13 protein-coding genes are annotated in these 15,521 nt (G+C 39.3%); 7 read left to right on the top strand and 6 right to left on the bottom strand.

The features are described from left to right. Nucleotides 1–3: 3 nt before the first annotated feature. Nucleotides 4–1,794, bottom strand: coding sequence for a cohesin domain-containing protein (locus CEQ21_RS16270; protein WP_185765429.1), 1,791 nt, complete (start codon nucleotides 1,792–1,794; stop codon nucleotides 4–6). 98 nt (nucleotides 1,795–1,892) lie between these two features. After that, nucleotides 1,893–7,382, bottom strand: a complete 5,490-nt coding sequence (locus tag CEQ21_RS16265; RefSeq protein WP_185765428.1) for a tandem-95 repeat protein — start codon at nucleotides 7,380–7,382, stop codon at nucleotides 1,893–1,895. A gap of 232 nt (nucleotides 7,383–7,614) precedes the next feature. On the opposite strand from CEQ21_RS16265, the gene CEQ21_RS16260 reads away from it, so the two are divergent. The 3 genes from CEQ21_RS16260 to CEQ21_RS16250 all read left to right on the top strand — a co-directional run bounded on the left by CEQ21_RS16260 (nucleotide 7,615) and on the right by CEQ21_RS16250 (nucleotide 9,984). After that, nucleotides 7,615–8,115: a GNAT family N-acetyltransferase gene (locus CEQ21_RS16260; protein WP_419181621.1), complete on the top strand. Its 501-nt coding sequence runs from the start codon at nucleotides 7,615–7,617 to the stop codon at nucleotides 8,113–8,115. A 47-nt stretch (nucleotides 8,116–8,162) separates the two neighbouring features. Beyond that, nucleotides 8,163–8,891 carry an MOSC domain-containing protein gene (locus CEQ21_RS16255; RefSeq protein WP_185765426.1) on the top strand — a complete coding sequence of 243 codons (729 nt, stop codon included), beginning with the start codon at nucleotides 8,163–8,165 and terminating at the stop codon, nucleotides 8,889–8,891. 115 nt (nucleotides 8,892–9,006) lie between these two features. Then, entirely contained in the window at nucleotides 9,007–9,984 is a 978-nt protein-coding gene (locus CEQ21_RS16250) for an NAD(P)-dependent alcohol dehydrogenase (protein WP_185765425.1), read from the top strand. 208 nt (nucleotides 9,985–10,192) lie between these two features. Here the strand turns inward: CEQ21_RS16250 and CEQ21_RS16245 are convergent, their stop codons facing one another. Continuing rightward, nucleotides 10,193–10,774: a LysE family transporter gene (locus tag CEQ21_RS16245; protein WP_185765424.1), complete on the bottom strand. Its 582-nt coding sequence runs from the start codon at nucleotides 10,772–10,774 to the stop codon at nucleotides 10,193–10,195. A 112-nt stretch (nucleotides 10,775–10,886) separates the two neighbouring features. Between CEQ21_RS16245 and CEQ21_RS16240 the strand changes: the two genes are divergently transcribed. The 3 genes from CEQ21_RS16240 to CEQ21_RS16230 all read left to right on the top strand — a co-directional run bounded on the left by CEQ21_RS16240 (nucleotide 10,887) and on the right by CEQ21_RS16230 (nucleotide 12,289). Then, on the top strand, nucleotides 10,887–11,441 hold the full coding sequence (locus tag CEQ21_RS16240) for a helix-turn-helix domain-containing protein (RefSeq protein ID WP_185765423.1): 555 nt from the start codon (nucleotides 10,887–10,889) through the stop codon (nucleotides 11,439–11,441). A 131-nt stretch (nucleotides 11,442–11,572) separates the two neighbouring features. After that, the gene (locus CEQ21_RS16235) at nucleotides 11,573–11,911 is read left to right on the top strand and encodes a hypothetical protein (protein ID WP_185765422.1); all 339 of its coding nucleotides are present in this window, start codon (nucleotides 11,573–11,575) and stop codon (nucleotides 11,909–11,911) included. Nucleotides 11,912–11,974: 63 nt separating this feature from the next. Then, nucleotides 11,975–12,289 carry a hypothetical protein gene (locus CEQ21_RS16230; protein ID WP_185765421.1) on the top strand — a complete coding sequence of 105 codons (315 nt, stop codon included), beginning with the start codon at nucleotides 11,975–11,977 and terminating at the stop codon, nucleotides 12,287–12,289. 53 nt (nucleotides 12,290–12,342) lie between these two features. Here CEQ21_RS16230 and CEQ21_RS16225 read toward each other — a convergent pair whose 3' ends face one another. Continuing rightward, nucleotides 12,343–12,924, bottom strand: a complete 582-nt coding sequence (locus tag CEQ21_RS16225; protein WP_185765420.1) for a hypothetical protein — start codon at nucleotides 12,922–12,924, stop codon at nucleotides 12,343–12,345. Nucleotides 12,925–12,953: 29 nt separating this feature from the next. Beyond that, nucleotides 12,954–13,406 carry a MarR family winged helix-turn-helix transcriptional regulator gene (locus CEQ21_RS16220; protein WP_185765419.1) on the bottom strand — a complete coding sequence of 151 codons (453 nt, stop codon included), beginning with the start codon at nucleotides 13,404–13,406 and terminating at the stop codon, nucleotides 12,954–12,956. A 125-nt stretch (nucleotides 13,407–13,531) separates the two neighbouring features. On the opposite strand from CEQ21_RS16220, the gene CEQ21_RS16215 reads away from it, so the two are divergent. After that, nucleotides 13,532–13,963 (top strand): GNAT family N-acetyltransferase, encoded by a 432-nt coding sequence (locus CEQ21_RS16215; RefSeq protein WP_185765418.1) that lies wholly within the window; start codon nucleotides 13,532–13,534, stop codon nucleotides 13,961–13,963. Between the two features lie 60 nt (nucleotides 13,964–14,023). Here CEQ21_RS16215 and CEQ21_RS16210 read toward each other — a convergent pair whose 3' ends face one another. After that, nucleotides 14,024–15,505, bottom strand: a complete 1,482-nt coding sequence (locus tag CEQ21_RS16210) for a glycoside hydrolase family 32 protein (RefSeq protein WP_185765417.1) — start codon at nucleotides 15,503–15,505, stop codon at nucleotides 14,024–14,026. Nucleotides 15,506–15,521: the final 16 nt, after the last annotated feature.

The raw sequence follows: 15,521 nt of genomic DNA, 5'->3' as shown, positions 1-15,521 counted from the left end.
ATATTATTGCTTTTTCAGCCTTCTCTTTTTGCTGACAAACAGAAGAACTAGAATTGCCGCTACTGCAACAATAGAGATATTTAAAATTATATCAATATAAGAATCGTCGCCTGTTTTTGGCAGTTTCTTCAGATTTGTTCCAGTTTCCTGCTCATCTGTACTTGCTGATGTGTCTGTGTTTGAAGATGCTTCCGTACTCTTGCTGTCCTTCGAATCATTGCCGCTAACTGCTTCTTGTTCTGTATTGTTAGAAACAGCACCTGACAGGTACAGTGGTGTGAAGGTACTGAATTTATTTATTTCAAAGGCTAATCCAGTAAAGCCACCAATATGATAATTTGTAAAGGATGCATTGATAACTTCCTTCGTACCGTCATCATGCTCAATGAAAATCGGCAGGTTCTCCATGCCATTATTTTTTTCTTTAATCGTTTCGATTACATCAGATTCTACTGGCAAAACAAGCTTCACCTTCGAGTTTTCCATATTCGTCTGGATTTCCATCGGTCTTCCTAGTACTTGGACATTCTCATATTCAGAAAAGCTTTTGATGCTGTTAAGCGCTCTGTCCTTCACTTCATTCTTTTCTGGTTCTGTTTTAACAGGAACGAAGCGGAAATATAAGTCATCCTTTACGTCTTTAAGAGACTCTTTTGGCAAAATGATTTGAGCATTGTTCATTACTAATTGGATATTAATATTACCTTCGCTCAATAGCTTAAGAGCATCCTTTGGGATAGAGAAATACGTTTCAGAAATCTCATCCTTCGTATCTGGAATGATAATCTTAGCTGTGTTTGAGTTCTGCAGCTCAGCACTTGCCAACAATTCCTTGACAACATCCTCAGTCAAAGTCACTTTATCTGACTTCATACCAAATTCATCTGTAGTGCGATAAATAGGTGTTTTAGAAACAACTGCATCATTGCCTGATTGTATATCAACTGTGACAACTTCAGTATTTGTGTCTGGTTTTTCTGCTACTGCTTCTTTTTCCTTATTAACCTTCACAGTATAAGTCGAAACAGATCCATCCTGTGCCGTTATTTTGATGGTGAAACTGTTGCTGCCCTCTTTTAAAGCAAACCCTTGAGATAATGTCCCGCTCGTTACTTTTTTGTCGTTAATCGTAATAGCAGCATATTCATTCTGTGCTGTCGGAACAAAATTCAATGAATTCACAGTGCTTTTTACTGCAATAGTGTAAGATGTTCCTTCTGGTGAGAAGGCTTCATTCCATGTCCCATCGCTAACTAGTAAGTTGCTTAGCTTAGAATTGCTAGATTTATTGATTATAAAGCTGCCGCTTTCTACTGTAGCACTCACGTTACTAATATTGGAATCAGTAAAAGTCAATGCTGCTGGATCATTTGTTGGAACAGTAATGCTTATAGTTCCGTATGCTGGATTTTTCTTTATTAAGAAATCAACTGTAAATAAAGTAGCAGCATTTTTTAAAGCATGATCCCCTCCAGTAGCGTCCGCCCATGCAGCTCGCAAATACCCATCCTTGTTACTGAAGTTGCTTTGAAATTCTTGATTATCGCCAACCTGATGTATTTCCTTTACTTCTAAAGAAGTATTGTCATAGTTCAGCTCCAAACCGTATGCAGCAATATCTGTGGCAGGTGCTGAAACAGACACAGGTACTGTTACCACTTGACCCGCTTCCCCGTGAACATCACCGATTTTCACTGTAACGCTTTTGGAAGCAGCTGCAAATGCCTGTACAGGCACTGTCAGCATCGCAATAAGAAGGACAAGCAATAAAGCTTTTATATTCTTTCGGTTCATCCTGTAATCTCCCTTAATTTTAAGTTAACGTGTATTTATCAATATAAGGTGAAAGTGCCTACAAGGAAAATCTTTCACCTGATTTTTTAGAACATGTTTTAATCTCTTTTACCGAAATGATTGTAGATATCACTTGTATAAGTATTCCATTGACTTGGCACATAGCGGTCAATCCCGTCTTTTATATCTGTATTCCTAACCATTGTCACACTTCCCGTTACAATTGGAGTGCTTGATGCCGGATCTCCTAGTGTATCAACAACTGTTCCGTTTGGAGCTATAATTTGCAATGCATTTACTATATTGGTTCCTTCATCTAAAACAGTATCTTGGTTATAGTACCAAAATGGAACGACATCGAAATAATCGTAAAAGATTCTGCCAATAGTTATATTAGGATTACTTTGCAAGTATAATGCTATTTCAGAAGAACTCTTTACTCCATTATTTGTAGAATATACTTTCAGCTTATATTTCTCTGATGTCGGAGCAGGGCTGAATATTTCAACGGCAGACCTACCATCGCCACCGTGTAAATATTCTGTAATGATCGGTGTTGGTGCATCAGCACTTGGTACAAACTCCAAGCTGTTAGATGTCAGATCATTGCCTTTTTCCAAAGCTGTGCCTTTTATCGTTACAGAAAATTCACTGAACTTCGTATCAAAATCTGTTCCATCATAATTCAGCACAAGCGTAAGATTGTTCCCCATTACATATTGATCCATGACGGTTACTCCTGCAGGCACATTGTTCAGGATAATATCATCTGCCGTTAAGCCGTCCTTAAAGCTATCTCCTGAAATATCCACATATACAAATGCGCCAAACATTTGCTTCATCGCTCCTTCCTCTAAAGGAGTGCTTGGATCAGCATAAGCTGTCAGACCTGGGGCCGCTTCCGTTTCAAATTTCCACTCATTATTGTTATTTACATAGGCATTTTCTGCTTCATCAACAAATGCATTTGAACCAACAACAACTGAATACTCTTTTCCTTCTGCAAAATCAGGATGCTTAATAGTAATTGCAGCTCCGTTTATCACGACATGCTGTGTGTCATTCGCCTCGTATTCAGCAAATGTGCTGCCGTCACTATTTTTAATTTCGATTTTGCCTGATCCAGCTAAAACATTTTCACTCATCGTAATGACTAAATCATCAGAAACCCCAACCTCACTTGCAGAATTCGCCGGTGTTGTGGATACAATTGTCGGCGCAACACTGTCAGCAAGCATTACCTTTTCACTTGCATTGCTTAAGTAGCTTTCAGATGATTGCTCACCTGTTGCTGCTGCAGGCTTCACTTCAAAGAATAAATACTTCTTCAAATCAGCATTTGTAATTTTGTATTCGTTAGATGTCGCGCCATCTATTTTTGTTTTATCACTGCCGTCTTCTTTGGCGCCACTATACCACTGGTATGTTGATTGGTCTTCTGCATCATTTTCGACATCATGATAGCTGTATGTCCCCGTCAGTGTTTCACCGACTCTTGCAGTACCTTCTATTTTCACATCACTTGCTGTCGGTGCATCATTTACTGCCTTAATTGTCACTGCTACCGTTGCTTTTTCCGAATTAGAGTTACCATCATTCACCTTGAATGTAAAGAAGTCTGCCCCATTTGCATCCTTGCTCGGTGTATAAGTGAAAGCACCAGTCTGTTCATTTGTAATGACTGCTGTTCCTTTACTGCCATTTTCAACAAGCGAGAATGTCAGGCTGTCGCCTTCTGGATCAAATCCTGTTAACTTGCCATTAAAGCTGCCATCTTCCTCTAACTCTATTGAACTAGCATCTGCTGTTGGCGTATCATTCACTGCCTTCACTTCAATTTCAACCGTTTGTTCAGCAGATTCTAATTTTCCATCTGTTGCTTTATATGTGAACGAATCTTTGCCGCTATAATCCTTGTCTGGTGTATACGTAAATGTTCCATCCGCATTTAGGACAAGCAGTCCGTTGGCTGGCCCCTTCACTAAGATTGCCTGTAGATTATCATTATCTACATCCTCGTCATTAGCAAGAATGCTCTTCTCTGAACCAATCGTCAGCTTTTCCTCTTCATTTGTCGTGAAGCTGTCACTTGCCGCTATTGGAGCGTCATTCACTGCTTTAATCGATATCGAGACTGTTGCTTTAACAGGTTCTCCTTGACCGTCTGTCACTGTAAAGACTATCTTGTCTTCTCCGTTGGCGTTTTTGTCAGGTGTGTATGTGAACTTGCCTGTTTCCGCATCTGTCAGAACTGCTTTTCCTTTTTGGCCGTTTTCCGCAATCGCAAATGTTAATTTGTCTTTGTCTGCGTCGCTTGCTTCAATCACGCCACTAGCTGCTTCGTCTTCTGTTACATTCAGCGAGCTGTCTTTCGCAGTTGGACTATCATTCACTGGTTTTACTTCAATCTTAACAGTCTGTTCTGCTGATTCTAGTTTTCCATCTGTTGCTTTGTATGTGAAGGAATCCGTACCGTTATAATCTTTGTCTGGCGTATACGTAAAGGTACCGTCTTTATTCAATTCCAGCTTTCCGTGTGCTGTAGCTTTCACCAAAATGGCTTCAAGAGCGTCATTATCTATATCCGTATCATTGTTTAGAATGCCTTTTGCAGCTTCAATCGTCAGCTTTTCATCTTCATTTGTTGTAAAGCTGTCACTTGCCGCTGTTGGAGCGTCATTCACTGCTTTAATCGAAATCGAAACTGTGGCTTTCACAGGTTCTCCTTGACCGTCTGTCACTGTAAAGACTATCTTGTCTTCTCCGTTGGCGTTTTTGTCAGGTGTGTATGTGAACTTGCCTGTTTCCGCATCTGTCAGAACTGCTTTTCCTTTTTGGCCGTTTTCCGCAATCGCAAATGTTAATTTGTCTTTGTCTGCGTCGCTTGCTTCAATCACGCCACTAGCTGCTTCGTCTTCTGTTACATTCAGCGAGCTGTCTTTCGCAGTTGGACTATCATTCACTGGTTTTACTTCAATCTTAACAGTCTGTTCTGCTGATTCTAGTTTTCCATCTGTTGCTTTGTATGTGAAGGAATCCGTACCGTTATAATCTTTGTCTGGCGTATACGTAAAGGTTCCATCTGCATTCAATTCAAGCTTGCCGTGCGCTGTTGTTTTCACTAAAATTGCTTCAAGTGCATCATGATCAACATCCCCGTCATTACTAAGGATGCTTTTTGCAGCTTCAATCGTCAGCTTTTCATCTTCATTTGTTGTAAAGCTGTCACTTGCCGCTGTTGGAGCGTCATTCACTGCTTTAATCGAAATCGAAACTGTGGCTTTCACAGGTTCTCCTTGACCGTCTGTCACTGTAAAGACTACCTTGTCTTCTCCATTAGCGTTTTTGTCAGGTGTGTATGTGAACTTGCCTGTTTCCGCATCTGTCAGAACCGCTTTTCCTTTTTGGCCGTTTTCCGCAATCGCAAATGTTAATTTGTCTTTGTCTGCGTCGCTTGCTTCAATCACGCCACTAGCTGCTTCGTCTTCTGTTACATTCAGCGAGCTGTCTTTCGCAGTTGGACTATCATTCACTGGTTTTACTTCAATCTTAACAGTCTGTTCTGCTGATTCTAGTTTTCCATCTGTTGCTTTGTATGTGAAGGAATCCGTACCGTTATAATCTTTGTCTGGCGTATACGTAAAGGTTCCATCTGCATTCAATTCAAGCTTGCCGTGCGCTGTTGTTTTCACTAAAATTGCTTCAAGTGCATCATGATCAACATCCCCGTCATTACTAAGGATGCTTTTAGCAGCTTCAATCGTCAGCTTTTCATCTTCATTTGTTGTAAAGCTGTCACTTGCCGCTATTGGAGCGTCATTCACTGCTTTAATCGATATCGAGACTGTTGCTTTAACAGGTTCTCCTTGACCGTCTGTCACTGTAAAGACTACCTTGTCTTCTCCATTAGCGTTTTTGTCAGGTGTGTATGTGAACTTACCTGTTTCCGCATCTGTCAGAACCGCTTTTCCTTTTTGGCCGTTTTCCGCAATCGCAAATGTTAATTTGTCTTTGTCTGCGTCGCTTGCTTCAATCACGCCACTAGCTGCTTCGTCTTCTGTTACATTCAGCGAGCTGTCCTTCGCAACTGGTGCGTCATTCACTGCTCCTACCGAAAGAACAACTTTTTGCTCTGCTGATTCTAAAACACCATCGGTAGCTTTATATACAAAGGAATCACTTCCATTAAAGTCTTTAGCTGGAATGTATGTAAATGTTCCATCTGCTTTAAAATCAAGTGTGCCGTGAGCAGTTCCTTTTACAAGGACAGCTTTCAAAGAATCGTTATCCACATCCTCATCATTCACCAATACACTTTTTTCCTTACCAACAGCTAATGTTTCATCTTCCTTAGTAGTATAAGCATCACTTTTTGCTGTTGGAGCATCATTCACTGCCTTAATAACTACAGACACCTTAGCAGTAGAAGTTAACTTGCCATCACTTACTTTATAAGTGAAGAAGTCTTCTCCATTTTCATTTGCATTTGGCTTATAAGAGAAAACTCCTGTTTTCTGGTCAAGAATCGTTACTTTGCCTTTTTTACCGTTTTCAACAATAGTATATGTCAGTGTATCACCATCGACATCTGTCCCTAACATTGTCCCAATTCCGACTGTATCCTCTTGTGTATTCAACACACCATCCTTTGATACAGGTGCATCATTTACAGGCAATACATTAATTGTGACTGTTTTAGCTTCTGTTGTGCTGTTTCCATCACTTGCCTTATACGTGAATCGATCTGTTCCGACAAAATTTGCACTAGGTACATATTGAAACGACCCATCCTCATTAAATGTCAATTTGCCATTTTCAGGATTTGTAGTAACAGTTGCCGTTAATTCCTTTGTTTCTGGATCAATATCATTAGCCAGCACGCCTGTTGCTGCATTTACCTTAAGCTGCTCATCTTCATTTACTGTATATGCGTCATCTGCTGCTACAGGTGTGTCATTAATTTCCGTTAATTGGACGAAGGAATTATCTTCAATAGTTGCAGGAACATTTTTGCCAACATAACTGCTCATTAACAGAGTCGCATCCATATTAGTGATTTTTCCGTCGCCGTTTATATCAAGTAACTTTTGCTGTTCAGTTGAAATCTTAACCTTGCCGCTGATAACCTGATAGATGTAAAGAGAGTCTGCAGGTGTAATCGTGCCATCACCATTAATATCGCCTTTTTTCGTGATATTTACTTTAAAGGTGTTAGTTACAGTTTGCTTACTGTTTTTTGCCGTAACACTTATAGTCGTTTCACCGAAATCCTTCAGTGTGAGCATCAAGACTTTCTTGTCAAAAACAGCTTGTACAGACTGTTTATTTGATGCCGCTTCCAGCACTGAATCTGCACCCATGCTTGCTAACTGCTCGCTGAAATCTATCGTCAATGTTTTTCCAGTCATTGCAGTTTTTGACTTCATCCATTCAAGATTCTCATCAAAAATAACTTTATCTGTCCCATTTCCTTCAGCCATTGTGATAGAAGGTCCTGCTAATGGTGCTGAAAACAACAATGCAGCACTAAAAATAGACACAATCCCTTTTTTGCTTAAAGGAATAAAAGGATACTTTTTCTTTTTCACATATTTTCCCCCAGTTGTTTATGAGTTACCTATCTTCATAGTCCACAGTCCCAAAAGAAGGGCTCTAACAACAAAGTTAGTTCTTTCGTCACTAGTTCTATATGCTCATCATACTTAATTGACCATCGTTCAGTAAATATAAATTTTTAAGGATTTAAAATATTTGTTATAGTAGATGGAACAGAATAATATCTAGCAAATTGAAGGAGGACAAAAAACAGTGATAAGACCTATGGAGGAAAGGGATCTCACCCACATCCTGTCTATTTATAATGATGCAATTCTTAACACTACCGCTGTATATACATATAAGCCAGATACATTAGAAAACAGGCAACTATGGTACGAACAGAAGCTAAAGGACGGCTACCCGGTAATAGTCTTTGAACTAGACAATAAAGCAGTCGGTTTTGCTAGTTTCGGCCCGTTCCGTGCTTGGCCTGCCTATAAGTATTCTATTGAACATTCTATCTATGTCGACGGTAATTATCGCAGAAAAGGCATTGCGGCTGCACTATTGAAAGAGCTTATCGCCATTGCTTCAGAAAGAGAGTATGCTACACTGATTGGGGGTATAGATGCTTCTAATGAGAAAAGCATTGCCTTACATAAGAAATTTGGTTTTGTCCATTCTGGTACTATTGAGAAAGCCGGCTATAAATTCGATAGATGGTTAGATTTAGCATTTTATCAATTACAACTGCCAGGACCAGCAAATCCACTCGGAGAATAATGAGTTAGACAGTGCTTCAAGATACTATAAAATGGAGGTTTTCGTTCATGTTAATAGGTCACATTGAAGAAATTGTTCGTCACCCAGTAAAGTCTTTTCGCGGAGAAAGCGTAGCAGAAACAAACGTTATGGAATATGGTTTGTATGGTGACAGAAGCCATGCTTTTGCAGATGACACAAGAAAAGGAAAATATTTGACAATCACTCAGTTTCCGGAGATGGTCCGTTATTCTGCAAGGTTTGCTGGAGAGGAAGCGATGTCTGAGTATCCTAGCATTGAAATTACAACACCTGAAGGAAAAGTAATGAATTGGGGAGATGCAGCTTTAGCCTTGGAATTAGATGCAAAGTCCAAACGAAAGGTTTCACTCCTATCCTACACACCAGAAAATGTTCCTTTAGGAGCAATAGAAGAAGAGCACATCCAATTCGTGACAGACGCATCACTTGCTGAGCTTAAGGAGCTTTGGGGTGATTCCGCTGTTGACCATCGCCGCTTTCGGCCAAATCTTATCCTTTCTTTAAAGGACAAGATTCCGTTTATAGAAGAAAGCTGGTTTGGCAAACGCATAAAAATTGGAACAGAAGTAGAGCTGCAGGTGAACAGGCATTGTGAAAGATGCATGATTGTTACAGTTGACCCTGATAATGCAGAACGATCTCCTTCTTTATTAAAAACCGTTTTTAAGGAAAGACAAAATAATTTTGGCGTCTATGCCTCTGTTATTAAAACAGGAAAAATCCATTCAGGAGATGAAGTTCATCTGTTTGATTGAGTCTATATAGTTTAAAACACTGCATTCTGTTATTGATGCAGTGTTTTTATGTCCTTACATTCATTTCTTATACATATCTTTAATTGACATTATTATCTTTAAAGGAGGGGAAACGATGAAGGCTATTGTTTCTAACAAATATGGCACGCCAGAAACACTTGGCTATTCCGATATAAATAGGCCATTACCTAAAGAAGAGGAAGTGCTCGTAAAAATTCATGCTGCATCCCTTAACTATGGAAATCTTGTATTACTTAGTGGAAAACCATTCTTAGCTCGTTTTGCCTTTGGATTGTTGAAGCCAAAATATACAATACCAGGCAGCGATATTGCCGGTGTTGTGGAGGCTGTCGGAAACGGGGTTACCCAATTTAAACCAGGTGATGAAGTGTTTGGGGACCTTTCTCAAAGTGGCTGGGGTGGTTTTGCTGAGTATGCTGCTGTACCTGAAAAAGCTTTAGCCATAAAGCCGGAAAACCTATCCTTTGCAGAAGCAGCAGCTGTTCCGATGGCAGGCACAACTGCATTACAAGCATTGCGAAATACTGGCAAAATACTGCCAGGACAAAAGGTATTGATAAACGGGGCATCTGGCGGTGTTGGCACCTTTGCAGTTCAAATCGCAAAAGCACTTGGTGCAGAGGTAACTGGTGTGTGCAGTACAAGAAATCTTGAAAAAATAACATCAATCGGCGCTGATTATGCGATTGATTACACAAAAGAAGATGTCACAAATACCTCTAAAAAATATGATCTTATACTAGCAGTGAATGGTTATCAGACCATCCATGCCTATAAAAAGTTATTAACGGAAAAAGGGCGCTATGTTATGGTTGGCGGAAATGGTAAGCAAATGCGTGATGCCATGCTGCTTGGCCCTTTCCTGTCGTTAACAAGCAGTAAAAAATTTGGCAATATGCTGCAACAGGCAAATCAGTCTGATTTGAATTTTCTAAAAGAGCTTATTGAACAGAATAAGCTCCAGCCTGTCATTGATAAAGAATTTCTTATAAGTGAAGCAGCAGAAGCATACCGCTATTTGCAAAAAGGTCATGCACAAGGCAAGATTATTATTAAAGTTGCAGAAGACTAAATGAATTGAGGCCGGGGCATAAGAATGAAAGTCTAATTCAAAACCGAACTATTTAATTGATAAATAGTTCGGTTTCTTAGTTAACAACAATAATTAAAAATCTTAGTGGAATGGAGCGGAGGCCACTCGACTTCAATTTCCCAAAGTTAGATAAAGTTTTTTTCGTGTTTAGTTAGGTTATTTTTATTTTGTCCCCACCCCTTTTATATTAAATAAGGATGGAAACAGCACTATAAACAAGCAGCAATGCCATTACAATATTAAACTGGCTTTTATATTTGGACAAAAACTTTTGGAAGATGCTGCCAAACAAACTCCAGCTGAAAGTACTCAAAAACCCAATAAAAGCTAGAAAAATCGCAAATAATAACAGAACTAGCTGTGAATCATGATATGGCAGAATAAACGTGGCGATAACCGTTATACCGTACAAAATCCCCTTTGGATTAATAAACTGCAAAAGCATACCTGCCAAAAAGCTGTTATTCTTATCCTCTTCTTTCTCCTGTCCTCCATCCTTGCTAAAGGCGATTTTGTAGGCAAGATATAACATATAAACCGCACCAAGGATTGTCATTCCAAACTCGATTTTGGGCATAAAGCTATTAAGAATTAAGTTAAAGTAGCTGCATAAGAGCATAATGATAAAAAAGCCGGCACTAACACCAATGCAAAATCCAATTGTTTTTCTCAGTCCGTATTTATTAGCAAAGGCCATCGCCATAATATTATTAGGTCCTGGTGTAAAACTGGTTACTGTCACATACAGCAAAAACGATAACAACGGCATACTGCTTTCCTCCTTCACATGTATGTTATAATGTCCATAACGGACAATATAACGATATACAACTTATTGTACAATACGGTCGTTATATTGTACATATGACAGGAGTGTTTTTATGGAGGAAATTCAGCTTATTTTAGCAAAAAATCTGAAAATGATAAGGGAAAAGAAAAAGTTAAGCTTAGAAAAAACAGCGGAATTGACTGGAGTAAGTAAAACGATGATTGGCCAAATAGAAAGAGGCGAATCTAGTCCTACGCTCAATACGATTTGGAAAATGGCGAATGGCTTAAAAATCTCTTTTACTTCACTCATCCAACACCAACAGCCAGAGGCAAAGATCGTCAAAAGAAACGAAATAAAAGCCTTATCAGAGGACAATGGAAAATATATTGTTTATCCTTACTTTCCATTTGAAGAGGATAAACGCTTTGAGATTTATACAGTGGAAATCGAACAAGGTGGATTTTTAAGCGCAGAAGCACATCAGGAAGGTACAATTGAGTTTATCACAGTTTTTGACGGAGAGCTTTGTGTGCAGGTTAATGACATAAACTATGCAGTTAACGCTGGTGATTCGATTAAATTTAAGGCAGACAAACCGCATACGTACCATAATCCCGGCGAAAGGCTTACAAGACTTAGCATGACAATTTATTATCCTGAGTAACAGGACATCTCCTTTTATTGGAGATGTTTTTTTGTTTTTTTCAAAATCCATACTTGTCCTACTACAGGCAACCATGTCAATTTTCCGTTCTTGAATAAGATAATAATTGAATAACGAAAGGAGGATTTCTAATGAGTAAAGTATGGCATCCAGGTGATGGAGACAACAATCAGCGTAATACTTCTAAATCCCGCTCTGGCGACAGTAACAGCCGTTCTAAAGCAAATGTCGATTTTGAAAGTGATAATCGTCTTAAATCAAACACAGATGTAGACAATGACAACGATTTAAAAAACATCGACAAGAATACGAATGTTGCTAAAGTAGACTGTTCAGGAAATGCAAAGATTGATCTTTGTATTGATGTTGCATCTGATTCTAAGGCTCGTGTTCGTTCTCGTTCGAAAGCGAACGCTGATTCTGATCAAGATCAGGATAACGATCAAGATAACAACCAAGATCAAGATTAATAATTGTGAGACGAGAATGGATAAGCCCATTCTCGTTCTTTCGCAGTAAAGGAGGGAAACTTCATGTATCCGAACCGCCGGCCAAGACCTAGGGAAAACACGAATTACGAGTTTCGCAATAACGGTAACACAGAGCTTGATGCCAATGCGGCACAGATTGGGGAAAGCGGCAACTCCGATGTGGACGTTTATGTTAATGTCGAAGTTAATACAAACCCGATTGCTTATGCCATGCTTTGCTCCTTATTGGCAACAAAGCAAATAACAAGATCCGAATTCGATGAAGCAATCAGAAATTTAGAAAGACTTATGAGAGACACAAACAGCAGCAATCAGACTGTGGGAAGACTGCCAGGTCCTCCGCCAAGAAAACGATGACGAATAGTTAATAAAAAAGAATTAACTTATTTTATACAATCGTTAATTCTTTTTTATTTGCTTTCATCTGCAATGCATTGCCTTAATTTCGGAATGATTTTTTTATAATTTATATAGAAATCATCAATCGAAAGAATCGCAAAGTTACGGTAAAAAACTGACCCACCAAGGAGACACTGATCATATATCAATTTGATATCGAGCCTTTCTGAAGCAGTTGTATCAGGAAAACTAGTCAATTCACTGTATAATTGATCAAGCTTATTATAAACAGAACTTTCAATAGAAAAACCTCCCGCCATACTTTCCCACCATACTTTAAAGGAGTCGTAAATAGTTGTATATGCCTCTTCATTATCCTTACTCGCCCCGATAAACAGTCTGTCGTAAAACATATCTTTATGGCATACAAAAAGTTCAGAATCTATCGCAGAACCCTCAATCATTTTTTCTGTTAGTTCCTCCCATAATTCTTTAAAATGCTGTGCAAAGTCTTCATGAAAGATAACATTTGGCTTTATGTATGGAAACTTCCGATATTCTGCGTTTTCTTGTTGAAGATATATATTCTGTAGATAAATCATAAAGTTCAACGTATGACTTGGCTCTAAGGCGATGAGAAATGAACGCTTCATTTGATTATCCCCCAACCGTATAATTAAAGCTAATACTCTCGTTTTTTCCCTTTTTTAACATCCTCCCAATCCACCTCAATATTTTCTCTAACCTTTTTCAATAGGTCATAAAGAAGCTCTGTTTCCTGTTCAGTAAGCCCGGCAAGTGCAGATTTGTCTGAGTAGTCGCTCTCCCTTTTTAATAAAGGATAAACATTTTCTCCCTTAGTAGTTGGAAACAGCTTCTTGATTTTTTTATTTGTTTCATCCTGTCTTTTTTCGATAAAGCCATTTATTTCAAGCTTTTTAATGGCTCTAGCTGCAGTAGTCCGGTCGACCTTAATCATTTCTGCGAGCTTTTCTTGAATGATTCCTGGGTTTTCATATATGCGGACAAGGTACAAATATTGTCCCTTCGTTAAATCATATTCTTTAAATTCGATATTGCTGATAGAGTCAAGTGCTCTAGCAATCATGCCTACCTCACGCAGAATTTCCTTCATTAAAAATAAAACCTCCAATTATTGTTGTATTTACAACAATAAACTTTTCCTATAAACTGTTTAAAGATGATAATTAAATTATGACTTGTTTCTTCTAATAAATCCAGAAAGGACTGAAATAGTAAATGGAAGCAAAAAAAATCACATCAATGGATGAACTTGAGCAGGCGTTACATATAAGACGAAAGGTGTTTGTCGAGGAGCAGGGTGTCCCATTAGAAGACGAGTACGATGAATTTGATAAGCTTGATGGCAACTGTGATCATATCCTTGTCTATTATAAAGGCGAGCCAGTTGGGACTGGACGAGTGAGATCTGTTGAGGGCTTGGGTAAACTAGAAAGAATCTGTATTTTGCAGGATTACCGTAAATTCGGCCTTGGTAAAGTTATTATTGCAAAGCTTGAAGAGCTTGCCGCAGACCGAAAAGACAAAAAGGTGAAGCTCCACGGCCAAACACAGGCAGAAGGCTTCTATCATAAGCTCGGCTATGAGACTTCTTCAGATGTATTTATGGAAGATGGCATCCCTCATGTGCTGATGACAAAAAGTATCTAAAAAAACACCCCATAAATATTAGAATCCATTCTAATATTTATGGGGCTGCTTATAAAAAAATCAGCAGTCAGAATTCAGTTCATATTTAATAGCCTTCACTTCTGCCTTACCATTTTGTGCAAAAAATCGAATGTCCTGGCTGTTTGCATCAGGGAAAATTCTTGCTGTGAACACTTCCTCTCCGTCGTTGACAAACACTTCAACAGATGACACATCAACAAAAATCTGCAATTGAATGGTTTCTGACTGCATTGGCCATTCTCGAACAGTCCCATACTGTATCCCAGCAAGCTCTCCCGACTCACTTCTGTCTAAAACCACCTTTTTCGCAAGAGTATCGTACTTAAGGATTGTTTTGTTCTTATCCCCTGCTCGCAGCTCAACACCGAATTGTTCTGCCGTGAAACTTGAAAACTCTACTGATAATTCATAAACCGCTCCTGCAAATGCTTCGACCTGCTTCGTCTCGTTCTCTATCAAAAAGTTAGCATCCGTTTTCTTCCCTCTAAGACTCTCCAGTTCCTGCACTGGTAATTGCCGTAACTTCCCATTCCTTACAGTCAATTCACGGGGAAGTGACAAGCAATGAGCCCAGCCATTCTTATCTGTTGGGTATTCTATTTCAGGCAGCCCCATCCATCCGACTAGTATTCTTCTGCCATCAGGAGCCTCCATTGTTTGTGGTGCATAAAAATCAAATCCTCTGTCCAGCTCTTGAAAACCGTTATGAACAAGGTTTCTTTCTTGTATATTCAGCTTATCTCCTAGAACATAGCCTGATTGATAAATATTTTGATAGCTGTCTCCCTCTGCCGGTATACCTTGCGGGCAAAACAGCAGTATCCCATGTTCATCTACTTCAAAATAATCTGGGCATTCCCACATATATCCGAAATCCTCAAAACCTATATTCAATTCACCTTCCAAGCTCCATTCCGTCAAATCACTAGAACGATAGAGTACAATTGTTCCTGTTTCATTTGAACGCTGTGCTCCGATAACCGCGAAAAAGGCAGATCCATTCTTCCAAACTTTAGGATCTCGGTAATGATCGGTATACCCTTCAGGTACATTCGCTATTACCGGTATTTCGTGCTTTTGAATTTGCCCCTTCTCATTCATGACAGCAAGACATTGGTAAGGCGTTCTGTTCCAGCTCTCGTTTCGGCTGTTGCCCGTATACATAAAGTATAATTGTCCTTCATGCTCGATTCCGCTGCCAGAGTAAACTCCATGGCTGTCAAATTCATTTGTTGGCTCAAGCGCCACACCGACATTTTCCCAATGAACAAGATCCTTTGATTTTGTATGATACCAATTCTTTAATCCATGGACAGGACCAAGGGGAAACCATTGGTAAAACAAATGATATTCGCCGTTATAATAGGCAAAGCCATTCGGATCATTAAGCAGCCCTGTTACAGGCTGAATATGAAAGGATTGTCTCCATGAGCATTGATTCACCATAGTTACAAGCTGCTTCTGTTCTGCCTCCAATGCATCCTCCCATCTTCGATACCTTTGTTCTCTGTTCCATTCCATGCTGATTCACTCCCTA

Source organism: Niallia circulans (assembly GCF_007273535.1).
Taxonomy (GTDB): Bacteria; Bacillota; Bacilli; order Bacillales; family Cytobacillaceae; genus Niallia; species Niallia circulans_B.
The sequence above is the reverse complement of the archived record's forward strand: the minus strand, read 5'-3'. Positions and strand labels throughout refer to the sequence as shown.